24 protein-coding genes are annotated in these 25,052 nt (G+C 70.0%); 12 read left to right on the top strand and 12 right to left on the bottom strand.

Features of this window, described 5'->3' with window-relative positions; all coding sequences use genetic code 11:
• Positions 1-5 precede the first annotated feature (5 nt).
• Complete coding sequence (locus DSC45_RS23680) at positions 6-668, top strand: TetR/AcrR family transcriptional regulator (protein WP_119293928.1); 663 nt, start codon at positions 6-8, stop codon at positions 666-668.
• A gap of 18 nt (positions 669-686) precedes the next feature.
• Here the strand turns inward: DSC45_RS23680 and DSC45_RS23675 are convergent, their stop codons facing one another.
• From DSC45_RS23675 to DSC45_RS36510, 8 genes are all read right to left on the bottom strand, one after another.
• A complete protein-coding gene (locus tag DSC45_RS23675; RefSeq protein ID WP_119293927.1) occupies positions 687-2,390 on the bottom strand; it encodes a type IV secretory system conjugative DNA transfer family protein in 1,704 nt (567 codons plus the stop codon).
• An 11-nt stretch (positions 2,391-2,401) separates the two neighbouring features.
• Positions 2,402-3,817 carry an ATP-binding protein gene (locus tag DSC45_RS23670; protein ID WP_119293926.1) on the bottom strand — a complete coding sequence of 472 codons (1,416 nt, stop codon included), beginning with the start codon at positions 3,815-3,817 and terminating at the stop codon, positions 2,402-2,404.
• A 25-nt stretch (positions 3,818-3,842) separates the two neighbouring features.
• Entirely contained in the window at positions 3,843-5,393 is a 1,551-nt protein-coding gene (locus DSC45_RS23665) for an SCO6880 family protein (protein WP_119293925.1), read from the bottom strand.
• The gene (locus DSC45_RS23660; protein ID WP_119293924.1) at positions 5,390-6,700 is read right to left on the bottom strand and encodes a hypothetical protein; all 1,311 of its coding nucleotides are present in this window, start codon (positions 6,698-6,700) and stop codon (positions 5,390-5,392) included. Before DSC45_RS23660 ends, DSC45_RS23665 begins: the two co-directional genes overlap by 4 nt.
• Positions 6,690-7,550, bottom strand: a complete 861-nt coding sequence (locus DSC45_RS23655; RefSeq protein ID WP_119293923.1) for a DUF8175 domain-containg protein — start codon at positions 7,548-7,550, stop codon at positions 6,690-6,692. Before DSC45_RS23655 ends, DSC45_RS23660 begins: the two co-directional genes overlap by 11 nt.
• Positions 7,551-7,751: 201 nt before the next feature.
• Positions 7,752-8,060: a hypothetical protein gene (locus tag DSC45_RS23650; protein ID WP_119293922.1), complete on the bottom strand. Its 309-nt coding sequence runs from the start codon at positions 8,058-8,060 to the stop codon at positions 7,752-7,754.
• 310 nt (positions 8,061-8,370) lie between these two features.
• Positions 8,371-8,919 (bottom strand): PDDEXK nuclease domain-containing protein, encoded by a 549-nt coding sequence (locus DSC45_RS36515; protein ID WP_240434801.1) that lies wholly within the window; start codon positions 8,917-8,919, stop codon positions 8,371-8,373.
• 162 nt (positions 8,920-9,081) lie between these two features.
• Complete coding sequence (locus DSC45_RS36510) at positions 9,082-9,339, bottom strand: DUF1016 N-terminal domain-containing protein (protein ID WP_276145470.1); 258 nt, start codon at positions 9,337-9,339, stop codon at positions 9,082-9,084.
• Positions 9,340-10,708: 1,369 nt separating this feature from the next.
• On the opposite strand from DSC45_RS36510, the gene DSC45_RS23635 reads away from it, so the two are divergent.
• From DSC45_RS23635 to DSC45_RS23605, 7 genes are all read left to right on the top strand, one after another.
• Entirely contained in the window at positions 10,709-11,536 is an 828-nt protein-coding gene (locus DSC45_RS23635; protein WP_240434799.1) for an SDR family NAD(P)-dependent oxidoreductase, read from the top strand.
• A gap of 97 nt (positions 11,537-11,633) precedes the next feature.
• Positions 11,634-12,125, top strand: a complete 492-nt coding sequence (locus DSC45_RS23630; protein ID WP_119293919.1) for a hypothetical protein — start codon at positions 11,634-11,636, stop codon at positions 12,123-12,125.
• A 468-nt stretch (positions 12,126-12,593) separates the two neighbouring features.
• The gene (locus DSC45_RS36835; protein ID WP_162929315.1) at positions 12,594-14,897 is read left to right on the top strand and encodes a DUF7059 domain-containing protein; all 2,304 of its coding nucleotides are present in this window, start codon (positions 12,594-12,596) and stop codon (positions 14,895-14,897) included.
• Between the two features lie 139 nt (positions 14,898-15,036).
• The gene (locus tag DSC45_RS23620) at positions 15,037-15,840 is read left to right on the top strand and encodes an ABC transporter ATP-binding protein (RefSeq protein WP_119293917.1); all 804 of its coding nucleotides are present in this window, start codon (positions 15,037-15,039) and stop codon (positions 15,838-15,840) included.
• Between the two features lie 3 nt (positions 15,841-15,843).
• Positions 15,844-17,181: an ABC transporter permease gene (locus tag DSC45_RS23615; protein WP_119293916.1), complete on the top strand. Its 1,338-nt coding sequence runs from the start codon at positions 15,844-15,846 to the stop codon at positions 17,179-17,181.
• A 187-nt stretch (positions 17,182-17,368) separates the two neighbouring features.
• Positions 17,369-18,379 (top strand): C40 family peptidase, encoded by a 1,011-nt coding sequence (locus DSC45_RS23610; protein WP_119293961.1) that lies wholly within the window; start codon positions 17,369-17,371, stop codon positions 18,377-18,379.
• 258 nt (positions 18,380-18,637) lie between these two features.
• Positions 18,638-19,384, top strand: a complete 747-nt coding sequence (locus DSC45_RS23605; RefSeq protein WP_119293915.1) for a phosphatase PAP2 family protein — start codon at positions 18,638-18,640, stop codon at positions 19,382-19,384.
• 221 nt (positions 19,385-19,605) lie between these two features.
• Here the strand turns inward: DSC45_RS23605 and DSC45_RS23600 are convergent, their stop codons facing one another.
• Together DSC45_RS23600 and DSC45_RS23595 are read right to left on the bottom strand one after the other, a co-directional pair.
• A complete protein-coding gene (locus DSC45_RS23600) occupies positions 19,606-19,923 on the bottom strand; it encodes a hypothetical protein (RefSeq protein WP_119293914.1) in 318 nt (105 codons plus the stop codon).
• Positions 19,924-20,186: 263 nt separating this feature from the next.
• Positions 20,187-20,405 (bottom strand): hypothetical protein, encoded by a 219-nt coding sequence (locus DSC45_RS23595; RefSeq protein ID WP_119293913.1) that lies wholly within the window; start codon positions 20,403-20,405, stop codon positions 20,187-20,189.
• A 145-nt stretch (positions 20,406-20,550) separates the two neighbouring features.
• Between DSC45_RS23595 and DSC45_RS23590 the strand changes: the two genes are divergently transcribed.
• Both DSC45_RS23590 and DSC45_RS23585 read left to right on the top strand, forming a co-directional pair.
• A complete protein-coding gene (locus DSC45_RS23590) occupies positions 20,551-21,420 on the top strand; it encodes an SCO4651 family lipoprotein (protein ID WP_119293912.1) in 870 nt (289 codons plus the stop codon).
• 157 nt (positions 21,421-21,577) lie between these two features.
• Positions 21,578-21,799, top strand: coding sequence for a hypothetical protein (locus DSC45_RS23585; RefSeq protein WP_240434797.1), 222 nt, complete (start codon positions 21,578-21,580; stop codon positions 21,797-21,799).
• A gap of 40 nt (positions 21,800-21,839) precedes the next feature.
• Here the strand turns inward: DSC45_RS23585 and DSC45_RS23580 are convergent, their stop codons facing one another.
• Positions 21,840-22,199, bottom strand: a complete 360-nt coding sequence (locus DSC45_RS23580; RefSeq protein WP_119293911.1) for a metal-sensitive transcriptional regulator — start codon at positions 22,197-22,199, stop codon at positions 21,840-21,842.
• Between the two features lie 230 nt (positions 22,200-22,429).
• Here DSC45_RS23580 and DSC45_RS23575 point away from each other — a divergent pair, with 230 nt between their 5' ends.
• Together DSC45_RS23575 and DSC45_RS23570 are read left to right on the top strand one after the other, a co-directional pair.
• Positions 22,430-23,050: a DUF47 domain-containing protein gene (locus DSC45_RS23575; protein ID WP_119293910.1), complete on the top strand. Its 621-nt coding sequence runs from the start codon at positions 22,430-22,432 to the stop codon at positions 23,048-23,050.
• A 5-nt stretch (positions 23,051-23,055) separates the two neighbouring features.
• Positions 23,056-24,054 carry an inorganic phosphate transporter gene (locus DSC45_RS23570; protein ID WP_119293909.1) on the top strand — a complete coding sequence of 333 codons (999 nt, stop codon included), beginning with the start codon at positions 23,056-23,058 and terminating at the stop codon, positions 24,052-24,054.
• 176 nt (positions 24,055-24,230) lie between these two features.
• On the opposite strand, the gene pstB is transcribed toward DSC45_RS23570, so the two are convergent.
• On the bottom strand, positions 24,231-25,007 hold the full coding sequence (gene pstB / locus DSC45_RS23565; RefSeq protein ID WP_119293908.1) for a phosphate ABC transporter ATP-binding protein PstB: 777 nt from the start codon (positions 25,005-25,007) through the stop codon (positions 24,231-24,233).
• Positions 25,008-25,052 lie beyond the last annotated feature (45 nt).

Genomic DNA, 25,052 nt, shown 5'->3' with positions numbered 1-25,052 from the left:
ACCTGATGGCGGACGCGAGCGAGGGGGCCCGGCGGGGGCGCCCGCGCGGGGGCAGTGGCGAGAAGCGGCAGGCCGTGATGCGCGGCGCCCGGGTCGTCTTCGGGCGCGAGGGGTACACCCGGGCCGGGATCGACGCGATCGCCGCGGAGGCGGGGGTCTCGAGTCGCACGCTGTACAACCACTTCGGCGGCAAGGAGAGCCTGTTCCGTGCGGTCCTCCTGGAGAGTGCGGAGGCGGTCACCGCGGCGACCCGGGCGCTCTTCGACCGCCACTTCCACAAGTTCCGTGAGCCCTACGAGGATCTGCTCGACCTCGGCCTCGACTGGGCACGGCAACGCGAGGTGCACGCCGAACACTTCGCGCTCGTACGGCAGATCATCCCCGAAGGGCCGCGGCTGCCCGCCGACGTGCTGGCGGAATGGCAGAGCATCGGGCCGGACTCCACGCAACTCGCCTTGCAGGCATATCTGTTGGAGGCGGGGCAGCAGGGCCGTCTTGCCGTCGACGAGAGCAACGCCGCCCGGGCGACCAGGCATCTGAGCCTGTTCCTGGGCGGCGCCGTCATGATCGATTCGTACTACGGGGCGCTGCCGCTGCAGGCCGCAGAGGTGGAGGAGCTCGTGCGGGACGGGGTCGAGACGTTTCTGCGGCTCTACGGGGTGGAGTGAGGGCCCGAACGGTTTGTCTCAGGCCGGGAGTTCGGCCCCCGGCCAGCGGCTGCGGACCTGTTCGCGGGAGCGGAGGAGGGCGAGTGTGGGCATGCCGTGGTCGGCTCCGGAGGCCAGTAGGTCCGGGAGTTGTGGGAGTGGGGCCACGGCTGCGACGTCGTCGAGGACCAGGGAAAGTGGTGGGTCGAGGCGACCGGAGGATGACCGTTCGGCCATGCGCCGGCCGCGCTCGACCACGCTGGAGGCGAGTGCCGTGAGCAAGGGCATGGCACCCGGGTGCGACTTGGGGTCCTCGATGGCTTCACCCACCACGTAAAGCGTGCCCCCTTCGTCCAGGAAGGAATCCAGGGCGAGCGCATCGGTCCGGTTTTCCGTGCAGGCCTCGCGGATGTTCACGGAGAACATGGCGGACAGCGCGCGGGCCGTCAACTCCTGTGCGATGTCACGGCGTTCGGGATACGCGGTGAGGGCCGCCTCGAGTTCGCCGCCGCTGCCGGATGCCGCCTTGGGGTTCGTCCGCAGGATCCGCACGGCCTCCTGGACCTGGCTGCCCTGCGCCCAGCGGTGCACGTGCTTGAAGGGGCGGCCCTCGACGGCCGCGGCGTGCAGATAGCTCCGCAGGAGCGTCTCCGCGGTGTCGGCGACCGCGGCGTCGATCCGGGCCGAGGGGCGTACGGGAGCGAGGAGGGCGGCGGCGCGGTCCGTGGCGGTGGGCTTGTCGGCGCAGCCGGAGGCCGGGGACCAGTGCATGCGGGCCGGGGTGTCGCAGCGGTGGGTGGGGTCGAAGAGGAGGGTGGGGCCGAGCTTGGCGCGGGCGTCCTTGGTCTCCTCCCACAGGGTGGGGTTCGAGGTGAGGATCAGGACAGGGCCGGTCGCGTCCTGGACGGCGAGCGTCGCGGCGGGGTGGCGAGTCCGGGCGTCGCCCAGGACGAGGGGGGTTCGGGGAGCGGGGATCGTTGCGGCGGCGATCAGAGGGGTGTCGGGTTCCCTGACGTGGGGGTCGGCTTGGGGGCGGACGTCGCGGGTGTCATCTCGGGTCTCGTCCCGGGTGTCGCCGAGTGGGGCATGGCGGGCGTCGTCCCGGGTGTCGCCGAGTGGGGCGCTGCGGGCTTCGTCTCGGGCATCGTGGAGGGGGGCGCTGCGGACGTCCTCGCGCGCCGGACCGGCTTCGAGCGCATCCGCGCTGCGGGTGTCCTTCTCGAGCGCCGGACCGGCTGGATCCTTTGCGGATCGGGCCTCTTCACCGCGGGAGGCGGGCATCTCGTCGCCACCGGCCTTCTCGATCCGAGGGGCTTGTTCGTCCCCGCGAGCGGACCGATCGTCACCGCGACGGGCCTCGGCGCGACGCCTCGCCCGTACAGCCCGCCAGCGCGCGGTCGTGCCCATCACGAAGATCGTGAGGACGACCAGGATGAGGAGTTGCCCTATCAACAGGCCCCAGAAGAGCCCGTAGCCGGAGAGCGCCGTCGGTGGGGTGTCGGGCCAGGCGCCGGCGATGTCGTGCGGTTCCGCCGCGAGTTGGCGCATCGCCCCCGGCGTACGGTCGAAGGTGACCGTGTCCGGCCAGGTGCCGTGGGCGAACTGCGCGGCCAGGCCCGTCGCCGTCCAGACCAGGACGGTCAGGCCGAGCACGAAGATCAGGATGCCGACGAGGAGCCCGTCGGGGATGCCGCCCCCGCCGCGCTCGTGCCGGTGGCCGTGTCTGTCGTGATGCTCGGGCATCTCACCCCACCTCAGGCCACCGTGGATTCGGCGGACGGGTTGTTCAATCGATCGATGTAGGCAGCGCGTTCCTCGGCCTCGCGGTCCGCGGCCAGCACATGCTCGTCCGGAGCCGCTTCCAGGGCGGATCCCTCGGTCATGGCGCGGTCGGTGAAGACGAGGGGGCGCTCGGACTCGCTGATCAGGTGCTTGACCACCTGGACGTTCCCGTTGACGTCCCAGACCGCGATACCCGGTGTGAGGGTCGGGATGATCTCCACGGCCCAGCGGGGCAGGCCGAGTACCTGGCCCGTGGCCCGGGCCTCGTCGGCCTTCTGGGCGTACACGGTTCTGGTCGAGGCCATCTTCAGGATCGCGGCCGCCTCCTTCGCCGCGGCGCCGTCGACCACGTCGGACAGATGGTGCACGACCGCGACGAAGGACAGTCCGAGACGTCGGCCGAACTTCAGCAGACGCTGGAACAGCTGTGCCACGAAAGGCGAGTTGATGATGTGCCAGGCCTCCTCGACCAGGAAGATCCGCTTCTTGCGGTCCGGCCTGATCCAGGTGTGCTCGAGCCAGACACCGACGATCGCCATCAGGATCGGCATCGCGATCGAGTTGCGGTCGATGTGTGAGAGGTCGAAGACGATCAGTGGGGCGTCCAGGTCGATGCCGACGGTCGTCGGGCCGTCGAACATGCCGCGCAGGTCGCCGTCGACGAGCCGGTCGAGGACGAGCGCCACGTCCAGGCCCCAGGCCCGTACGTCCTCCGTGGCGACGTTCATCGCCTGGGCCGACTCGGGTTCCGGGTGGCGGAGTTGCTCGACGATGTCGGTGAGGACCGGCTGGCGCTCCACGATGGTCTCGTTGACGTAGGCGTGCGCGACCTTGAGCGCGAAGCCGGAGCGCTCGTCGAGGCCGTGGCCCATCGCCACCTCGATGATGGTGCGGAGCAGGGCGAGCTGACCGGTCGTGGTGATCGACGGGTCGAGCGGGTTGAGGCGGATACCCGTGTCCAGGGCGACGGTCGGATCGAGCCGGATCGGCGTTATACCGAGCTGCTGCGCGATCAGATTCCACTCGCCGACGCCGTCCTCACCCTGCGCGTCGAGCACCACGACCTGACGGTCACGGAACCTCAACTGCCGCATGACGTACGTCTTCTCCAGCGCCGACTTGCCGTTTCCGGACTCGCCGAGCACCAGCCAGTGGGGGGCCGGCAGCTGCTGACCGTACAGCTGGAACGGGTCGTAGATGTAGCCCTTCCCGCTGTACACCTCGCGGCCGATGATGACGCCCGAGTCGCCCAGGCCCGGGGCGGCCGTCGGCAGGTAGACGGCCTGAGCCTGGCCCGTCGAGGTGCGGACGGGCAGTCTCGTCGTCTCCACCTTGCCGAACAGGAAGCTGGTGAAGGCGTCCGTCAGCATGGTCAGCGGATCTCGCATGAGTACTGCTTCCCCTACTTCTCGTTTACCTTCGGATGCCGGTCGCGAACGGGAGTGTGTTGACGAACGCCCGGTGGTGCTCCCGGTCGCACCACTCCAGCTTCAGATACGACTTGCCCGCCGACGCCCGGATGGTGCGCTTGTCGCGGGCCAACGCCTCGGGGGAACGGGACGACACCGTGATGTAGCCGACCAGGTTCACCCCCGCGGCTCCGCTCGCCAGGTCCTCGCCGCGCTGGTCGAGCCGGGAGTGCGAGGCGATGTCGCGCGGGTCGACGGTGCGGTTCATCTTGGCCTGACGGCTGGCCTCCGCCTCGTCGTTGGTCTTCTCCGTCAGCATCCGCTCGATCGCGATCTCGGTCGGTTCCAGATCCATCGTGACCGCGACCGTACGGATCACGTCCGGGGTGTGGACGAGCAGCGGCGCGAGGAAGTTGACCCCCACCGGTGTCATCGGCCACTCCTTCACCCAGGCCGTGGCGTGGCACCAGGGCGCGCGCGTGCTCGACTCCCGCGTCTTCGCCTGCAGATACGTCGGCTCGGTGGCGTCCAGCTCGGCCGGCCAGGCGTTCCGCTTCGTCATCGCCTGGATGTGGTCGATCGGATGGTCCGCGTCGTACATCGAGTGCACCAGCGAGGAGAGCCGGGCCTGGCCGAGGGGCTGGCGCACCCGGATGTCGGCCTCCTGCAGGCGCGAGCAGATGTCGGTCAGCTCGCGGGCCATGACGACCGCGAGACCGCCGTCCTTGTCGAGCTTGCGGCCGGAGTGCGAGCGGGTGGCGCGGGCCATCGCCTGCGCCTCGGCGGCGAGTTCGCGGTTGTAGTGCATGCAGGCGACGAGGTAGGCGCGGTGCTGCTCGCTGCTGGTGGACACCATCGACTGCAGCTGGTCGTAGGACTCCTGCAGCCATACCGGGGACGTCACGTCGCCGCGTACCGCGACGTCCTTGGCGTGTGCGTCCGGGTCGGCGGGCAGGGTGCGGGCGAGCATCTGCAGGCGGGTGACGAAGCCGTCGCCGTTCGCCACGTGCTTGAGGAGGGTGCCGAAACGGTCGACCAGGGCCTCCTGGTCCTCCGAGTCGCGCAGTCCGACGCCCGGCCCCTCGATCTCGATCGCGGCCGTGACGGTACGGCGGTCAGCGTGCAGCAGTACGGCGATCTCGTCCGGGCCGAACGGTGCGGCCAGCCAGTTGATCCGCCCGATCCCCGGCGGCGGCCCGACCTCGACCTCTCTGCCGTCCATGTGGATGCCCGCCTCCGCCGTACCCGAGCGGTACACGGCACGGCCGCGCAGACTCCGCTTGAAGGAACGGTTGATCTCGAACCACTGGTAGAACGTCCGGCGCTTGTACGGCACGTACACCGCGGCCAGTGCGATCAGCGGGAAGCCCATGAGCAGCACGATGCGCAGGGAGAGGACCGGTACGAGCAGTCCGCACATCATGCCGAGGAACGCGCCCGCGATGATCAGTGTGATCTCGCCGGTCTCGCGGTTCTTTCCGATGATCGCGTTGGGCCGGGCGCGGCCGACGAGATATGTACGGCGGGGCGTGACCGTGTGGGACTGGGTCGTCAACGCCCGTCACCTCCTGTGCGGTTGCTCGACTTGCCTGCGCGGCCGCTGCTCGCGCCGCGCGTGGTGTGCGCGCCACTCTTCGGGCTGGTTCCGGACGGGGCGGCTCCGCCGGAGGGCCGGTTGCCGTGCGCGGCGACGCCGCCGCTGGCCGGGTTGGCCTGGCGAGGTGGGGAGGCCCCGCCGCCCTCGCCGCCGCGGCCACGGCTGCTGTGCGTCTTGATGCCCTGGGACACGAGGGCTGCCGGGGAGCTGATGACGGCCGCGGCCTTGCCTTCGGCGCCCTGCATGATGCGGTTGTTCCGGGCGGCCGCGATGTCGTCGCCGAAACCGGGAACGAAGCGGTAGATCATCGCCGAGGCGAAGATGGCGAGCAGGATGATGGCGAGGCCGGAGACGACCGCGGAGAAGGCGTTCGGCCCGTCGTCCGCGGACAGCGCGCCCGCGAGACCGAGGACGATCACGATCACCGGTTTCACCAGGATCACCGCGATCATGATTCCGGCCCAACGGCGTACGTGGGACCAGAGGTTCTTGTCGACCAGACCTGCGTACACGACCGTGCCGAGCAGCGCGCCGACGTACAGCAGCGCGGCCCGGATCACCAGCTCGAGCCAGAGCACGCCGGCGGCCAGGATCGACACGAGCGAGACCACGATCAGCATGATCGGGCCGCCGCCGATGTCCTCGCCCTTCTTCAACGCCTCGGAGAACGTGCCGAAGAAGGCGTCCGTCTGGTTCCCCGTCGTCTTCGCGATCGCCTCGCTGACGCCGTCCGTGGCGGAGACGACCGTGTAGAGGATCAGCGGCGTGAACGCGGAGGCCAGCACGGTCAGCCAGAGGAACCCGATCGCCTCCGTGATGGCCGTCATCAGCGGCACGCCGCGGATGGCGCGCTTGGCGACGGCGAGCAGCCACAGGATCAGGGTGAGGATGGCGGAGGCGGCGAAGACGACGGCGTACTGCTGCAGGAACTTGGCGTTCGTGAAGTCGACGTTCGCGGTCTCCTGCACGGCGTCGCTGAGCTTGTTGACGGTCCAGGAGGCGGCATCCGCGCAGCCCTTGGCCAGGGAGGAGAGGGGGTCGAGGGTGGAGAGGGCGTCGTCGGCGGGGGTTTTGGGGGCGTCGCCTGAGCCGGATTGGCCGTCTTCGCAGTAGTCCTTGGCGGGGCCGACGATGAGGTCGCAGTTCTCGTCCGGGTCTGGGTCCGGTGCTGCGTAGGCTCGCGAGGCCAGGGTGAGCGCCGCTGCCTGCACTGCCAATACGACTGTGAGGACCGACCGCGCACGAGGAAGCTTGTCAGCGGGCATACGTGAACCCTCCGTACTGCTCCACCGCACCGGCGATCTCGTCGGCTCCGGAGACCTTGTTGTCGCCGTTCACGGGTGCTGGGCCGGGCTGCTGTGAGAACCCTTCGACCTGCCAGTCCTCGCCGGTCCACTGGAGCTTCAGCTTCATCGTGAACCAGTCGCTCGTTACCGGACTTTCGGAGCCGTCGCCCGCTGTGCCGAAAACGCCAGTGCACCAGACGTCGACGGCGGCCTTGTCCGTCGCGTAGGACACGGTCTTGGTGCCGATCGGCGCGGTGCGCGAGACGTACGTCTGGCCCTTCGCCGCGTTCCCCTTCTCGTCGAGCCCGAGTTTGCCGAGGAACGCCTTCGAATAGGCCTTGTCGAACTTCGCTTCCAACTCGGGGGCTTTCGCCGGTACAAAGACGCGGTCCACGATCCCCGCCCGCTTGTCAGGCTTGAGGATGTCCGCCGAGACGAGCGCCACCGCATAATTCGCCGCAGCCGACTCCGCCCCCTGCTTGCTGTGCGCGAACCCCGACGGGATCGCCCCGTTCTTCCCCTCCACCGGCTTTTCGCCGCTCGCAGCGGTCGGTGCCGCGCCCGGCTTGCCGCCGCTGCTCGCGTCGGCGCCCTCCTCCTTACCGTCGCTGCCGCGGTTGGCGAAGGCGATCGCGGCGATGAGGAGGACCACGATCGCGACGACGGTGATGAGGCTGCGTGAAGAGCGGGGTGTGCGGCGCTGGTTGCCGTACGGCTCGTCGCGTTCGGGCAGGCGGGTGCGGGTCTGGCCCGTGCCGCCGTACCCCATCCGGGCGTCGTCGCCGAAGCCGTCGTCCGATCGGCCACCGTGCTCGTCGCCGAGACTCATGCGCCGTACGCCCCCTCACCCTGTCGGTTGACCGCGTAGTACGACGGTAGCCGTGCTGGTTGCCGCGCGGGCGCGGTGTGGTGACTCGACATCAGAGAAGCGGATCCTCAGCCGGTGGGCGCGACGGACGGATTGGGACGGCAGCCGGGTGCGCACCGGCCGAGGACTGTGAAGCAGGACTGGTGCTGCAGGACTGGTGCGCTAGACGGCCATCCCGTACACGATGGTGAAAACCGTGCCGAGCGAGCCGATGATGAAGACGCCGGTCAGGCCGGCCACGATGAGGCCCTTGCCCTGCTCGGCACTGAAGGTGTCCCGGAGCGCCGTTGCTCCGATGCGCTGCTTGGCCGCGCCCCAGATGGCGATGCCCAGGCACAGCAGGATGGCGATGGCCATCACCACTTCGATCATCACCCGTGCTTCGTTGCCCAGGCTCCCGAAGGGGCCCCAGTCCGGGGCGATCCCGCCGATGATGGTGGTGATGTCGCCCTTTTCGGCTGCCATAAGCATGTAACTCACCGCCCCTGTCCGGTCGTTCGTGACCCCAGCCGTAGTGCGGGGGCCAGGCCTATTCTCGCCGACGATGCCGCTGTCGTATGTCGACTTTGGCGTCAATCCTCGGTGGACTTCGTGTGGATCACCTGCGGACAGCCTCGGCGCGGGTGCCGGACGGTAGGCAGTGGCCCGTATCGTCACTCTGTGTATCACGGGGGTTGACGCCGGGCAATGAACAGGGGGTAACCGTCACGCGGCGTGAGCGCCAGGGGCGTCCTGGCCGTACGGGATTTGGCTGGAACTGTACGGCAGGCCCCGGTGCTGCTCAGTCGAGGTCCGGGGTTTCCGTCTCCGTGTCCAGGTCTGTGTCGAGGTCCGCGTCGAGTACGTCCTGGACCACGCGGGAGAGGTCCTCCTCGCTGGGGAGCAGGGAGCGCTGTTGCGGGGGCAGTTCGGTGTACGAGCTGACGGCGAGAGGGCGGTTGCTGGTGTGGAGTGCGATGTCCATGGTGGCCCGGTGGTGCTCGGCTCCGATGAGGATGCCGATCGTCCCGTCGTCGCGCTCCGGGTCGCGCACCGTGCGGTCGACCACGGCCACGTAGAAACCGAGCTTGCCGATGTGCTCGGGGGTCGGCTCGGTCGTCTTGAGCTCGATGACGACGTAACGGTGCAGGCGCAGGTGGTAAAAGAGCAGGTCGATGCGGTACTCCCGGTTGTCGAGCAGTACCGGGCACTGGAGTCCGACGAAGGCGAAGCCCACGCCGAGCTCGGTCAGGAATCGGACAATGTTCGATACGAGGGCATCTTCGAGCTCTCGCTCCGTGTGACGGGAGTCGAGGGAGAGGAAATCGAGGCGGTACGGGTCCTTCGCGATGTCCTGTACGAGCTTCGAATCCTCGAGGATCGTGGCGTCGAAGTTGCACGGCGCGGACCCCTGGGTGAGGTGCGATTTCTGGGCGATGCACTGCTCGAGCCAGTCCCGTGACCAGCCGTGCTGCGCGGCCTCGGTGGCGTAGAAGCCTAGCTCGGCGGGAGTTTAGAAGCGTTGCACGATTGGCTCCGGCCAGGTCCGCGCCATCTGCTGCATGTACATCAGATTGCGGCGCGAGAAGCCACGCTGGTTGGGGAACGCCGTCCTCAGGGCGGTGGCGAGGCGCGCGACGGCCTTTGTCCCCCACCCTTCCTGGGCCTGCCTGCGCAGGATCTGGTGGCCGATCTCCCAGTACATCTCGATGAGTTGGGTGTTTTCGGTGCGCTGGGCGCGGATGCGGGCGTGGGCGAAGGTCTGCTTGATCTCGCCGAGCAGGTCGCCGTACCAGTCGGGAAGGGCGGGGCGCTGAGCCGGGAGGGCCGCCTTCGTGGAGTTGCTGTGAGGCGTGGTGCTGATCTTCGTCGCGGCCGCGGCCGCGGCCGGTGGCTGAGTGGTTCGGTGGCGTTTTAGACCGAACGGGTGACGGGGTGGGTCTTGTGCTGCCGAAGTCGCGCTGGTGGCAGCTCAGTTGAGAGCTCGGCGACGGTCGTTCGTGTTCGTGTTCTCCGGAGGAGGGCGATCCGGCGCTTGGTTCCGCGACGGGGCTGCATGTCTCGCGCTCTTAGGGGCCGAGCGACGACCTCGGCGCTGAGTCCGAGTTATCCACAGGGGGTGCGAGATCGGAGAGAGAGGGGGAAGGTTGGGGGTGCAGCGGGGGTTTGTGGCGCTGGGGGTTAATGGGGTGGTGTTGTAGCGGTGGGCTGTGGAGGCGGGTGGTGGTCGGTTTTCGGGTGCGGCTGTTGGCTGAGCAGCAGGTGAGGTTGCGCCTTGTGATCAGTCACCGGGCGGCTGCGTGGGTGCCCGGGGGTGGAGGCGCTGGAGGTGCAGAGGGAGTCGTCGAGCGGCGGGAGTGCCGTATGAGGACACCGAAGTGGCGTGGATTCGGCATGGGTTACGGGTCGCGGAACTTCTTCGCACGCTCGGGGTCTCCTGCGCTGCGGTCCGGGGCGAGGCCGTGGTTGGCGGCCGACTCGGCGATCACTGAGTGCACGGCGCAGTGGGGGAGCGACCGTCGTTGATCGAGGTCGGGGCGATTCAGGGGAGGTGAGTCGGCGGCGTAGGTGTGGCAGGGGTTAGCGCGGGCGCGGCAGTGGGCGGAGTTGACGGACGAGCGGTGCGGGTCGCCTACGCAGACGATCGCGCGGTTGCGGTTGCGGTTGTGGGATGCGGGGTTGGTGCCGGAGACCCGGGGCGGTTTGGGGTTCCCGGTGTCGGGGCGGCGGTTCCGTAGGCCGGGCATCGTCTGTCGGGAGGAAGGTGTGGTTGTCGAGATCGGGGGATCCAGGCGGCACGGGCCGTGGGCGGCGCAGCCGTGGGACCTGGTGCGGTTCGACGAGCTGGTGCGGTGCTCGGGGTGCGGAAGGTGTTCAGGTTTGCGGCAGTTGATGTGTTCCGGCGGCCGGCGGGGAGGGGCGCGGAGTTTCGCTGGGCGTTGAGAGGCGGAAAAGGGGGCTGGCGAGTCCGGGCGGGCAAGGTGTGGTCGCCGGCTCTGGCTGGTGGTGGTGGCACCAGGTGTGGTGGGCACTGTCGGGAGGAGGGGTGGCGCGGCAGGGTCGTGCGTATGAGCCCTGAGAGCGGTGTGAGTCGTAGGAACGATGTGAATGGCGATGGCGTCGGGCGCCGGGCGGTGGTGCTGGTGACGGGGGCCACGCAAGGACTCGGGCGGGGTGTTGCGCGCGAGTTGGCCGAGCAGGGGTGTGCCGTGTTGTTGCACGGGCGGGACCGGGAGCGGCTCGATGCGGCGTCGGAGGAGCTGCGGTCGGCTGTAGCGGACGCGGAAGTCCGGACCTACCTCGCCGACTTGGCGGATCTCGAGCAGGTGCGGGGGATGGCCGGGGAAGTGCGGGAGGCGGAGGGCCGGCTGGATGTGCTGGTCAACAATGCTGTGGCAGGCGGGGGTTCGGAGCCGTGGCGGCGAGAGGTGAGTGCGCAGGGGTATGAGCTGCGCTTCGCGGTGAACCATCTGGCGCCGTACCTGCTGACGCGGGAGTTGTTGCCGCTGCTCACTGCTTCAGCCGAGCCGGGCGCTCCGGCGCGGGTGGTGAATGTGGCTTCGATGGGGCAGGAGGCGGTGGACCTGGACGATGTGATGCTGGAGCGGGATTACGAGGGGTTGCGGGCGTACTGCCGCAGCAAGGTCGCGCTCGTCGTGGCGACGTTCGTGCTGGCCGAGGAGTTGGCGGGTTCGGGGGTGACCGTGAACGCCCTGCACCCCGCCCATCTCATGGACACCGCCGGTGTCCGGGCCTACGGGCTCACGCCCGCCGTCGGCGTCGAGGAGGGGGTACGCCCGACCGTGCGGCTGGCCACCGACCCCGGCCTGGCGGCCACGACAGGCCGCTACTTCGACCGTTGGACGGAAGCGCGGGCCCACGACCAGGCCTACGACCCGGCTGCCCGGGAGCGGTTGATGGCACTGACACGGGAGTTGGTGGGGGGTGTTGTGAGGTCCGCCTCCTGAGCGGCCGGCCGCCAAGGCCCGCATGGCAGCTATACATCGTGTGTATAGTCGAGCCGCGCGGGTGGGTGGCGTACACGCTTGGGGAGGATGAATGGGTATGGCATCGCGCGAGGTGTCCGAGAGTGGACAGCGGCAGTTTCGGGTCGAATTGGAGAGTCGGGACGGGGGTACCAGGCGGGCATTCCCTGTCCACGCGGCTTCGATCGAGGAGGCACTCGGCAAGGTCCGCGACGCGGATCAGTGGCCTGAGAGTGGCCTCGACGTCTTTCGCGTGGTGGGGGTGAGCGAGGAGGGCGGCTCCAGTGAGGCCCGGCACCAGAAGAACGCACGCAGGCGCCACCTCAATGCTGTCGTGGAGTCCGGGCTGGCGGCCCTGGGCAAGACGGCGCCTGAGCCTCCGGCCGGCGAGTTCGCCGACGTGGTGTGTGACTTCTTCACGCGGGCCGTCCTGCTCCCCGGGGTTGCCGCCTTCCCCTCGGAGGGCGCAGAGGCGGGCCAACTCCTGAGCAGGCACGACGAGTCGCGCGTCTTGGCCGAGCTTCTCGCGGTCCATTTCGCCTACCACGGCTTGAAAGTGACACGGGCGTGAGGGCGTCGGTCTGAGCGATCTTCGAGCCTGAGCGATCTTCGAGCCCGGGCGGTGCCCGAGGGGTGCGGTGCCCGAGGGGTGCGATGGCCGAGCTTTGCGGTGCCCGGTTCTTCTGCTCCACGGGGCTTCGCGGCGCGCAGAGGGTGGGTGAAGCCGTCGTTCGTGTGATGTCACCTCGTGCAGAGCGGCAGGGCCGCAAGGCGGCAGGGGCAGGGCTGGGTCGGCGTGAGGACGGATCGGCGGGAGCGGGAGTCTGTCCACAGGCTGTGGAAGGTGGAGTGGGGGAGCGGCGGGAGGTTGCCGGGGTGGCGGGTGCGGGTGTGGGGTCTCTAGCAGGGGAAACGGGGTGTGGGTGATCAACCCGCCGGGGGTGTCCGGGGGTTCACCCCGTTCGCTCAATGCGGTTAACCCGTAGGGGGTGGGGTCAAGTCCGGTGCGGGCCCGGCCGAAAACCGGATTATGACGACGATGACCGGACCACTTCTGTCGCCCGAGGCAACCGAAGCGTTGCGGGGCGTTCTGATGACGCACGGGTACACGCGCGACGGAATCGCTGCGCGGATCGGCCGCGACGCGGCGCAGGCGCTGAATCGTTACGACCCGGGGCCGGCGCTCGAAGTGCTGGGGGCGGACGACCCGTTGGGGCTGCTGATCGAGCTGTTCCTGTGCGGCCGTGCCGTGCCGGCGGCGAAGGCCGACCCGGCCCTCGTGCCGCTGCTCGAGCCCGCCGGTGACGGTGCCGCGCGCGCGGCCGTGCACCTGCGCCCGTACGAGGCGTGGTGGGCGGTGTCTGACTTCCCGCTGTTCCTGCGGCCCGAACCGTACGACCGGAGGCCGGACCGGGTGCCTCCGATCGGGCCCGGTGCGCGGCAGTTGCACCGGGCGACGCCCGCGCACGCTGTGAGCACCGCGCTCGACCTCGGGACCGGATGCGGGGTGCAGGCGCTGCATCTGTCCGGGAGGGCCGGGCGGGTGACGGCGACGGACCTGTCGCCGCGGGCCGCGCGGTTCGCCGCTACGACCGCGGCGCTGAACGGTCTGGACTGGGAGGTGCTCGAGGGCGACATGCTGCAGCCGGTCGCCGGGCGGAGCTTCGATCTGGTCGTGAGCAACCCGCCGTACGCCGTCGGGCCCGGCACCGTGCACAGCGTCTACCGGGACTCGGGTCGGCCCGGCGATCTGCTCGGTGCGGAACTGGCCGGGGCTGCACGGGAGTTGCTGACCGAGGGCGGGCATCTGCAGTACCGGGCGCAGTGGGCGCATGTGGTGGGCGAGGACTGGCGGGACCGGGTCGCCGGGTGGGTGCCGGGCGGCGAGGGGCTCGACGCGTGGGCGGTGCAGCAGGAGGTCGTGGACGTACGGGCGTACGTGGACAGCTGGTTGGAGGAGTGCGGGGGCGAGGAGCATCTGGGGCAGCGGGAGGTGTGGCTCGGGTGGTTCGAGGCGCAGAAGATCGAGGCGGTGGGGACGGGGACGGTGACGCTGCGGAACTCCGGGCGGCTCGATCCGGTGGTACGGGTCGAGGAGTTGAGCGTGGAGGCCGGGGCGTTGCACGGCGAGCATGTGGCGCGGTGGTTCGAGCGGCAGGACTGGTTGCGGGACCACGATCCGCTGGCGACGGTGTTCGGGCCCGGGCCCGGGCTGCGGCTGGTGCAGGAGGCGGTGCTCGGGGGTGACGGCGCGGGTGCGGGCTCCGGTTCGGGGGCTGGTGGTGTGGATTCCGGTGCCGGTTCGGGCGGGTGGCAGCTTGCCGAGCAGGTGCTGCGGGTGCCTGCGGACGGGCTCAACTGGCGTGACCGTACGAGCCCGTTGGCGGTCGCGTTGTTGGGTGCGTGCGGGAAGGCGGCGGGTGGTGCGGGCGCCGCGGGCGGGTCCGGAGTGGCCGGCGAGCGTACGAGAGCCCCGGCGGAGGTGGCGACGGTGGTGCGGGAGGCTTCCCGGGCGGCCGGTGTCGCGGTCGGTCCGGCGGCGGACGGGACGGCGGCGGGGGAGGCGGGGAATTCGGGCCTGCGTCGGCCGACGCTCGGGGAGCATCTGGACCGGCTCTCGTCGGGCGGTGGCTCGGACCGTTCGCGGCTGGTCCTCGCGGTGCTGCCGGAGGTGGCGCGGCTCGTGGAGCGGGGGGCACTGGTCCCGGAAGCGGAGCAGGAGCCGGAGTGGGAGCGGGGACGCGAGCAGGAACCCCGGCCGGAGTCGACCGGCTGGGAGGCGGCCACGACGGCGACGACGGCGACGGCCGATCCCGGGGCAGAGACGCGACGCGAGTCGCAGCCCCCGACACAGCCCCCGACACAGCCCCTGACACAGCCCCCGACACAGCCCCCGACACAGTCCGAGACGCCGCCCCAGGCGCCGCCCGTGACGCCGCACACCCCGGCGTCGTTCCCGGGCCCCCTGCCCCCGTACGTCTCCGTGCTCGCCCCGCCGTCCGGGCCGCCCACCCCATGGACGACGTCCGTTACGCCGATGACACCCACCGCCGCCACCTCAGCCCCCGGCACCCCTGCCGCCACACCCACCGCGTCCTCGTACGGCCGCTTCGTACCGTTCGACGGCGGGTTCGGCGGACCGGTCGACGTGCAACCTGTGGGCGGGGAAGGGCAGTTCGGGGCCGAGGGCACGGTCTCCGGGACGGGGGCGGGAGACGTGGCGCGTACGGGCACGGTGTCCGGTACCGGCACCGGGCTGTTCGCGGGCGGCGCGAGTGCGCCGCCGGACGCGAGACCCGACGACGCCGTCGGTCCCGCTCCCGGACCCGATGGGACGGGGTGACAGCGGGTACCACCAGCGCGGGGGTGTACTCAACACCACCCCGCACTCGGGTCGTACGCCCAATGTGCGGGGCCGTCGCCGTCCGTAACTTCGAAGTCGAGGCGCAGGGAGTGCCGGCGCCCGACTGAGGAGTCGAATGATGTTTCGTCGCAGCGACAAGAACGGGACGGCCCGCAGCAGCTCCGAGGCGCTGCGGCTGGTCAAGGTCAGCAAGACCTACGGAAGCGAGGAGAACGCCGTCACCGCGCTCGACGGCGTGACCCTGAGCCTCAGGCCGGGCAGCTTCACCGCGGTGATGGGCCCGTCCGGCTCCGGCAAGTCGACGCTGCTGCAGTGTGCGGCGGGCCTCGACCGTCCCGACAGCGGCATCGTGATGGTGGACGGCGAGGAGATGACGGGCGGCAGCGAGGCGGCCCTGACGAAGTTCCGGCGCCGGCGGATCGGCTTCATCTTCCAGCAGTACAACCTGCTGCCGACCCTCGACGTCGAGCAGAACACCACCCTGCCCCTGAAGCTCGCCCGACAGCGGATCGACCGTGACAGGACCCGGCACATCCTCGCCCAGGTCGGACTCGGCGACCGCCTCCACCACCGTCCCGACCAGCTCTCCGGCGGTCAGCGGCAGCGCGTCGCTATCGCGCGTGCGCTGGTCACCGAGCCGAGTGTGGTCTTCGCTGACGAGCCGACCGGTGCGCTCGACACCCGCAGCGCCCGCGACGTGCTGCGGCTGCTGCAGGAGTCCGTACGAGTGCACGGCAGGACCGTGGTGATGGTGACGCACGACCCGGTCGCCGCCAGCTACGCGGACTCCGTGATCTTCCTCGCCGACGGGCGGTTCACGGGCGAGATGCACGGGCCGACCGTGGACGCCGTCGCGGAGCGCCTCGCGCACCTGGGCGACGAGCAGGCCACCGGTGACCACTCGACGCCGGCAGGGGTGTGAGTCATGTTCTCGCTCGCGATGCGGTCCATCGGCAAGCGGCCGGGACGGTTCGCCGCCACGCTGCTCTCCTCGTTCCTGGGCGCCACGGTCATCATGGTGTTCAACTCGCTGCACGACACGGCCTCCGGCCCCGGCGTCGACGACGTCAGCTCCACCTCGCTGACGACCGCGGCCGCGGTGGTCGGTGGCTACGGCACACTGCTCGTCTTCTTCGCCGTCGCCTCCACACTGACCGTGAACGTGCGGCAGCGGGAGGAGGAGATCCGGCTCCTGCGCAACACGGGGGCGACGCCCGCGCAGATCAAGCGGATGGTCGTCGGTGAGGCCGCGGTGGTCGGTCTGGTGGGCGCGCTGCTCGCCATCGGTCCCGCGATGATCGGCGGTTCGGCGCTGCTCGACGTGTTCCAGGAGAACGGCGAGGTGGCGCAGAGCGTCGACCACGTCTTCGGGCCGATCGCCCTGTCCTCGGGGATCAGCGTGACGCTGCTCGCGTCGATCGGCGCCGCGTTCCTCGCGGTGCGGCGGGCGACGCGGATCGCGGCCGGTCTCGGTGGCGGGCGTGGCCGGGCCAGGACGGTCTTCGCCGGCCTGGCGCTCGTACTCGGACTCGGTTCGGTGTCGGCGACGTTCGCGATGGACGCGACCGAGCCTGCGCTGATGGCGGCGCCCGCTTACGGGGCGATCATGATCGCGGTCGGATTCGCGGTGTTCTCGCCGCGGCTGCTCGCCGGGCTGCTCGGTGTTCTCGAGCGGCCGCTGAGCGCCGTGTTCGGGCCGAGCGGATATCTGGCGGTGCACAACATCCGGCAGCGGGCCAGGCAGCTGTCCGGTGTGCTGATGCCGCTGATCCTCTTCACGGGGCTCGCGACGGCGACGCTGTACATGCAGGCCGTCGAGAACGATGCGCTGAAGGCGTCCGGTCTCACGAAGTCCGTCGAGGACAAGAATATGGAGTCCCTCAACCTGATCGTCGTCGGCATCATCGTGGCGTTCTCCTGCGTGATGCTGATCAACAGCCTGTACGCGGCGACGTCCTACCGCGGGCAGGAGTTCGGGCAGCAGCGGCTGTCGGGGGCGACGCCGGGTCAGGTCCTGGGGATGGTCGGGTTCGAGAGTGTGCTGCTGACCGTGACCGGGGTGTTCTTCGGGACGGTCGCCGGGTTGCTGGGGATCCTGCCCTTCACGGCGGTACGGACGGACTCGGTGTGGCCCGAGCAGGGGCTCGGTACGTGGTTCGTGATCGCGGGGATCGCGGTGGTGGCCACGGTGGGGACGATGCTCTTCACGGGGCGTCGGGTTCTGCGGGAGCCGGCTGTGTCCGCCGTCGCCCTCGCGGCGTGAGCTCGCGGCCCGGTGGCCCGGCGGCCTCGCGGCCGAGCTCCACGGATCAGGCCTCGAGCGTCCTCGATCGCCGGACAGGTTCCAGCTGTCCGGCGATCGAGGACAAACACCTGCAACGGCCCGGGTGCTGACGGAGGGTCCGCTTAGACTGGCGGCTTGGCCTCCCTGGCGTGAGGGGTTGTTGACGGTGCGTAAGACGTGGCTGATCCTGGCCGGCGCGGCCTTCGGTGGCGTCGGGTTCGTCGGGTTGCTCGTGATGGGGACGTTCCTCGTCGCCGGGAACATGGCGAACGGGGTCGGCAAGGGCGCCGTCGGCCTCGCCAAGGGAGCCGTGCCCGCCGCGTATCAGCCGCTCGTGCAGAAGTGGGGCAATCTCTGCCCGGCCATCAACCCCGCCCTGCTCGCCGCGCAGTTGTACCAGGAGAGCGGCTGGGACCCGAAGGCGCAGAGCCCGGCCGCGGCGCAGGGCATAGCGCAGTTCATCCCCGGAACCTGGGCCACCCACGGACTCGACGGGAACAAGGACGGCGAGAAGGACGTCTGGGACCCCGCCGACGCGATCCCGTCGGCCGCCTCGTACGACTGCAAACTGGCCGGATATGTGAAGGACGCACCGGGCGACCAGACGCACAACATGCTCGCCGCGTACAACGCGGGCGCCTACGCCGTGATCAAGCACGGCGGCGTTCCGCCGTACAGCGAGACGCAGAACTACGTGAAGACCATCACCACCCTGGAGAAGAGCTTCGCCAGGCCGACGCAGCGGGTGAGTCCGTCGAAACAGGCCGCCGGCGCGATCTCGTTCGCGCAGGAGCAGCTCGGTACGGAGTACCTGTGGGGCGGTGACGGCACGCCGGAGGAGGGCGGCCGGTTCGACTGCTCGGGCCTGACCAAGGCCGCGTACGACACGGTCGGGGTCGAGCTGCCGCGCGTGGCGAACGACCAGTACAACGCCGGTCCGCATCCCAAGCGCGAGGAGCTGCTCCCCGGCGATCTGGTCTTCTTCTCCGACGACTTGACCAATTCGCGGGCCATCCGGCACGTCGGGATCTACGTCGGCGGCGGCTACATGATCGATGCGCCACGGCCCGGGGCCGTGATCCGTTTCGCGCCCGTGGACACCCCCGACTACTTCGGTGCGACCAGGGTCACGGGTGACGGCGCCGAGGCCCTTTCGGAAGCCGCGAAGAAGGCGTGACGTGGCTTGAACTCTCTGTTAACCCCTGCCCCTGAGCTGCGGCGATGAGTCACTCTTCGATAACGTCCGGGTGATCTTTCGGTAGAGAGTGGAACGCTGAGGCCGGGAGTGCACGTTCCTTGAGTCGAGGCACCCCAGGATGGACGCCGGCAGGACGTACGCGGCACGGGGGTGCGCGACGACGGACAACGGATCACGACGAGCGCGTCCAGGGGGAGGGCGCACTCGTCCAGGCATACGACTGAGGGGCCGGGCACCATGCTTGAGGCGGAGACCTCCCAGGGCACACCCGGCACTGTCGGTACTGGCCCCGACGCCGAACTGCTGCACGGCATCAACGGCCTCGCCAAGGACGCCCCCGCCTGGGTCGACTCCGTGGTCGGTTTCGTCGGCGAGTGGGGTCTGCCGCTGGTGATGGTGCTGCTCGTGCTGTGGTGCTGGACGACGGTGCGCCGCAAGGAGGACGCGGAGACGTCCGTCGCGGCCCTGGTCTGGGCGCCGCTCGCGGCCGGTGTCGCGCTCCTGGTCAACATCCCGATCCGGGAGTTCGTCGAGCGCCGACGGCCGTTCTACGAGTTCAACGATCTCGAGGTCCTGGCCGACGGAAAGACGGACTTCTCCTTCGTCAGTGATCACGCCACGCTCGCCATGGCGCTCGGCGTCGGACTCTTCGTGGCGCACCGGAAGTTCGGCCTGATCGGGATCGGGCTCGCGGTACTCGAAGGTTTCTGCCGGGTCTATATGGGCGTGCACTATCCGACGGACGTGATCGGCGGGTTCGCGCTCGGCACGGCGGTCACGCTGCTGCTCGCGCCGGTCGCCTCGGCGCTGCTCACGCCGCTGGCACGCGCGGTCGCCAGGTCCGGCCGGTTCGGCCCGCTGGTCAGGGCGCGCGGGGTGCGGCTCGCGGTGGCCGGCGCGGTGGAACTGCCGGATCCGCACCGGCCGCAGCACGGCACCGAGGAGCAGGAGCGGGGCCCGGAGCGCAAGGACCTGGCGGCGTAGCGCGCACTTCTGCGAGCACCGGCTTCAGCGGGTGTCGCCGAGCAACGACCCGGTGATGGACCGGAGTTCGAGCCTCAGGGCCGCCTCGAGGGGCGGGTGGAGGTGCAGCAGTGCCGCGGTCAGGGCGCAGAGGACCGATGCGGTGAACGTCAGCCGGATCGCCGTACGACCGGATCTGCGGCCCGTTCCACGAGAGGGGCGGCGGCCCGGGGTGGTTCGGTTCAGGACCGGCCGTCCTCGAGTCCCGGCGGTGCGCCTTCTTCGTCGCGGTCGCGGCGTCGCAGCAGCGCCAGGCCCGTGACGCCGGCCGCGGCGGCTATGGCGGCCGAGCCGAGGGCGAGGGGTCCCGCTGCCCGGTGGGCGGTGGTGGTGCGGTGGGCCGCGGCGGGAGATGCGTCCCGTGCGGCGTGGGCGGTGTGCCCGGTGTCCGTGGCGTGGGCTGCCTGGGCCGGGGCCAGCAGGAGCACGGCGGCCGCCGCGGTGGCGGAGCCGAGCGCGGCTATTCGGTGGCGGGGGCCGGGTCGGTGGATGGCTCGCATGTGTCCTGCCCTGGAGGAGGAGGGGCGGCGCACGCGTACCGGACAACGGGGTGCCCGCGGTGTGCGCCCGGAGTCCCAGCCGACTCCTCGTCCCCGCGGCGGGCCAGCCGGGGGCGTTCCGGAAGGGGCCGTTGGGGGTGCGGAAGGGGCCGTTCGGGCGGACGAAGGGCCGGCGTGACGGCAGGGCCTGTGTGACGGCGGGGCCGGTGTGCTGTGTGGGCGGGGCTCGGGTGGTGGCTGCGGAGGGCGGGTCCGGCCGGTGGTCAGGGGCCGAGCGGATTCGCCAGGTGGTCCGTGGCGTCGCTGCGCGCCTTGGAGCGGGCGCGGCGGGCCGGTCCGCGCCAGCCGCAACTGCAGCGGGCGGAGCAGAAGCGGCCCTGTTCGACGGTGGTGGTCCGGTGTTCGCCCGGCGCCGGGGCGGACGCCGAGGCGGGTATCGGCCCCGGATTCGCGTCCGGGTTCGGGACTGCTGGCTGCGGCACCCGTCCACCGTACCGACCGTCCGCGCGAGCCCCGGCCGCGGCCGTCGGCCGCCGGACTTCACCGTGACGAGCGCCCGTACCGGTCGTTATGCGAAAAGGCGAGGGGGCCAGGAGGGAACAGTCGGTGTTGGGGGTAGGGCAGGCGATGGTGCAGCAGCGCAGAGGCCGGTGCGGGGCGACCGCGGCCTTCGTGGTGAGTGGTGTGACCGTCTCGATGATGCTCGGCAGCACCGGGTGTTCCCGCGACGGTGCGGCGGCCGACGACCAGCGCGCGGCCGATCCGGTGGACGCGGTGCGCGCGGCGGCGGACGGGCTCGTCAGGGCGGGCAGTTCCAAGGCGCGTACGTCGATGGAGATGGCCTCGGGCGGGACCAGGGTCACCATCCGCGGCGAGGGCAGTTACGACTTCACCCGGCGGCTCGGCCGGCTCGAGGTCCTCCTGCCGCAGGACCCGGCGGGCGCCGACGAACACCGGCCGATCACCGAACTCCTCGCGCCCGGCGCCCTCTACATGAAGAATCGCGGCGCCGGCGTACCCGCCGACAAATGGGTGCGGATCGACACCGCCACCCTCTCCGACGGCAATCTGGTCACCGGCGGCGCCACCGATCCGCTCGCGGCCGCCGAACTGCTGCGCGGAGCACGGAAGGTGACGTACGAGGGGACGGTCGATCTCGCCGGGACACGCGTACGGCACTATCGCGGCACCGCCGAGATCGGGCGGGCCGCGCGGCTCGCTCCTGAGCACGGGCAGCGGCCGCTGCAGGCGGCGGCGAAAGGCTTCGCCACGGACGTCGTGCCGTTCGACGCGTATCTGGACGACGAGGGGCGGCTGCGCAAGGTCAGGCACCGCTTCAGCTTCGCGAACGGCACGGGGACGGAGCAGGGCGGAGCCGCCGGGCAGAAGGCGGTCGAGGTCGCCTCGACGACGCTGTTGTACGACTTCGGGGCGAAGGTGAGGGCCCGGCTCCCGGAGTCCGGGGACATCTTCGCCGGGAAGATCGCCGGGCAGTGAGGTGTCCCCTCGGCCGGGTCGGCCGACGGTCGGGTACCGGGTGGAGGGGCGCCGGGGGCGCGTTCGGAGGGGCGCGAGAATAGCCCGTCTGTGCCATGCGCCGCGTGTGCGTCGCTCCCTACGCTAGGAAGTCGTCGGTTCGGCTCCGGAAGAGGTGATGCGCGTGGCTCCTATGCCGAGTAAGACCTTGGTTCACGACCACGTGGCCCTCGACGAGATCGAACTGTGCGGCGAGCTGATCATCGCCGCGTCGGCGGCGGTGGGGGAGCGGCTGAGCGCCGACCGGATCGACGAAGTGCTGCGGGTCGCTCCGCGGGCCGTACCGCGGACGGGGCGGGACGGTTCCGTTCAGACGTCGGCCTGGCGGCCGCGTCCCTGAAGTCCTGCGGACGGCGTCCGGGTGGACCACCGGGGCCGGGTCAGGTCCGCATCATCCTGGCGATCGCCTTCGTCGCTTCCTCGACCTTCATGTCGATCTCCTCACCGCCCTTGACCGCCGCGTCGGCGACGCAGTGCCGCAGGTGCTCCTCGAGGAGCTGGAGGGCGAACGACTGCAGGGCCTTGGTGGACGCGGAGACCTGCGTGAGTATGTCGATGCAGTAGACGTCCTCCTCGACCAGTCGCTGGAGGCCGCGGATCTGGCCCTCGATACGGCGCAGTCGCTTGAGGTGCTCCGCCTTCTGCTTGTGGTACCCGTGCACCGCGTGATCGTGCGGGGTGCCGGACTCCGGCACGGAGGTGGCGCCTCCACCCACGGCGTCGGCCTCGGTGGTCGTCATCGCGTCCTCCTGGAGTCGGGGTAGGTCTCGCGTATCCCGGGGAACGCCTTGTGCCGCAAGGGCCTTGATACCCCGGGTGGGTATATGGTACCGGATATAACGGATGCGTGGCGGGCCCCGTGACCAGCGGCCCGTGGGATGGGCGACACTGGGGGACGGCCGGTTAGCCGTGGCCGGATGATGCGCCTAGCATCAGCCTGACCGAATCCAGAGCATCCCGAGGACCCCACGTGCGCTTTCGTCTGACCCCCAGGGAGACGAGCTTCTACGACATGTTTGCCGCCTCCGCGGACAACATCGTCACGGGCTCCAAGCTCCTGATGGAACTGCTCGGGGCTGACCCCTCCGCCCGGGCCGAGATCGCAGAGCGTATGCGGGCCGCGGAGCACGCGGGAGACGACGCCACGCATGCGATCTTCCACCAGCTGAACTCCTCGTTCATCACGCCGTTCGACCGCGAGGACATCTACAACCTCGCGTCCTGCCTCGACGACATCATGGACTTCATGGAGGAGGCCGTCGACCTCGTCGTCCTCTACAACGTCGAGGAACTGCCCAAGGGCGTCGAGCAGCAGATCGAGGTCCTCTCCCGGGCCGCCGAGCTCACCGCCGAGGCGATGCCGCACCTGCGGACGATGGACAACCTCACGGAGTACTGGATCGAGGTGAACCGGCTCGAGAACCAGGCCGACCAGATCCACCGCAAGCTGCTCGCCCACCTCTTCAACGGTAAGTACGACGCCATCGAGGTGCTCAAGCTGAAACAGATCGTCGATGTCCTCGAGGAGGCGGCCGACGCGTTCGAGCACGTCGCCAACACCGTGGAGACCATCGCGGTCAAGGAGTCCTGAACCTCGTGGACACCTTCGCACTGGTCGTGACCATCGGCGTCGCGCTCGGCTTCACGTACACCAACGGTTTCCACGACTCCGCGAACGCGATCGCCACCTCGGTCTCGACCCGGGCCCTCACGCCGCGCGCCGCGCTCGCGATGGCCGCGGTGATGAACCTCGCCGGCGCCTTCCTGGGCAGCGGCATCGCCAAGACGGTCAGTGAAGGCATCATCGAGACGCCGCACGGCAACAAGGGGATGTGGATCCTCTTCGCCGGTCTGGTCGGCGCGATCGTCTGGAACCTGATCACCTGGTACTTCGGGCTTCCGTCCTCGTCCTCGCACGCGTTGTTCGGCGGGCTCGTGGGTGCGGCGCTCGCCGGCGGCATCGGGGTCATGTGGGGCGGGGTCGTCGAGAAGATCGTCATCCCGATGTTCCTGTCGCCCGTGGTGGGTCTGGTCGTCGGCTATCTGGTGATGGTCGCGATCATGTGGATGTTCAAGCGGTCCAACCCGCACAAGGCCAAGCGCGGCTTCCGTATCGCGCAGACGGTCTCGGCGGCGGGTATGGCGCTCGGGCACGGACTGCAGGACGCCCAGAAGACGATGGGCATCGTGGTGATGGCGCTGGTCATCGCCGATGTGGAGGACTCGGGCGACCCGATTCCGGTCTGGGTCAAGCTGTCCTGCGCGATCATGCTGTCGCTCGGTACGTACGCCGGTGGGTGGCGGATCATGCGGACGCTGGGGCGGAAGATCATCGAGCTGGATCCGCCGCAAGGATTCGCCGCCGAGACCACGGGGGCGGGGATCATGTTCACGACCGCGTTCATCTTCCACGCGCCGATCTCGACCACGCACGTGATCACCTCGGCGATCATGGGTGTCGGGGCGACGAAGGGGACGCGGGCGGTCCGGTGGGGGGTCGCGAAGAACATCATCCTCGGGTGGTTCATCACGATGCCTGCCGCGGCGTTGGTGGCCGCGGTGAGTTTCTGGATTGTGAATCTGGCGTTCCTCTGACCGGCCCGTGGGGGGTCGCCTCTCCAGGCATCGGCCTGGCGGCCTCGCCCCGCCGGAGGGGCTTCACGGCATGAACGAAGGAGAGAGCCCGCCTCATCCCCGGGAGAGGAGGAGGCGGGCTCGTGCTGTGCGGTGGCACCGCCATGCAGCACCGCGCAGCAGTTTGTGGGGCCGGATCAGCCGAAGCGGCCCGAGATGTAGTCCTCCGTCGCCTGCACGGACGGGTTGGAGAAGATGCGCTCCGTGTCGTCCAGCTCGATGAGGCGTCCGGGCTGGCCGACCGAGGACAGGTTGAAGAACGCGGTGCGGTCGGAGACGCGCGCCGCCTGCTGCATGTTGTGCGTCACGATGACGATGGTGAAACGCTCCTTGAGGTCCCCTATGAGGTCCTCGATCGCCAGCGTCGAGATCGGGTCGAGCGCCGAGCAGGGTTCGTCCATCAGCAGCACCTGCGGCTCCACCGCGATCGCGCGGGCGATGCACAGCCGCTGCTGCTGACCGCCGGAGAGGCCGGAACCGGGCTTGTTGAGACGGTCCTTGACCTCGTTCCACAGGTTCGCGCCCTTCAGGGAGCGCTCGACGACGTCGTTCAGCTCGGACTTGCCGTACTTGCCGTTGAGGCGGAGGCCGGCCGCGACGTTGTCGAAGATCGACATGGTCGGGAACGGGTTGGGGCGCTGGAAGACCATGCCGATGGTGGATCGGACGTTCACCGGGTCCACGGCCGCGCCGTACAGGTCGTCGCCGTCCAGGAGGACCTTGCCCTCGACGCGGCCGCCGGGGGTGACCTCGTGCATGCGGTTGAGGGTGCGCAGGAAGGTGGACTTGCCGCAGCCGGACGGGCCGATGAAGGCCGTCACGGAGCGGGGCTCCACGGTCATCGAGATGTCCTCGATCGCCTTGTGCGCGCTGTAGTAGGCGGTGAGGCCGGATACGTCGATTCGCTTGGCCATGGGGATCACTGCTTCTTTCGGGGAATGCGGGAGGGGTCGCTGTAT

The sequence above is a fragment of the Streptomyces sp. YIM 130001 genome (assembly GCF_003574445.1).
In the GTDB taxonomy this organism is placed as follows: Bacteria; Actinomycetota; Actinomycetes; order Streptomycetales; family Streptomycetaceae; genus Streptomyces.
Note: the sequence above shows the minus strand (reverse complement) of the source record. Positions and strands in the feature narration are given on the sequence as shown.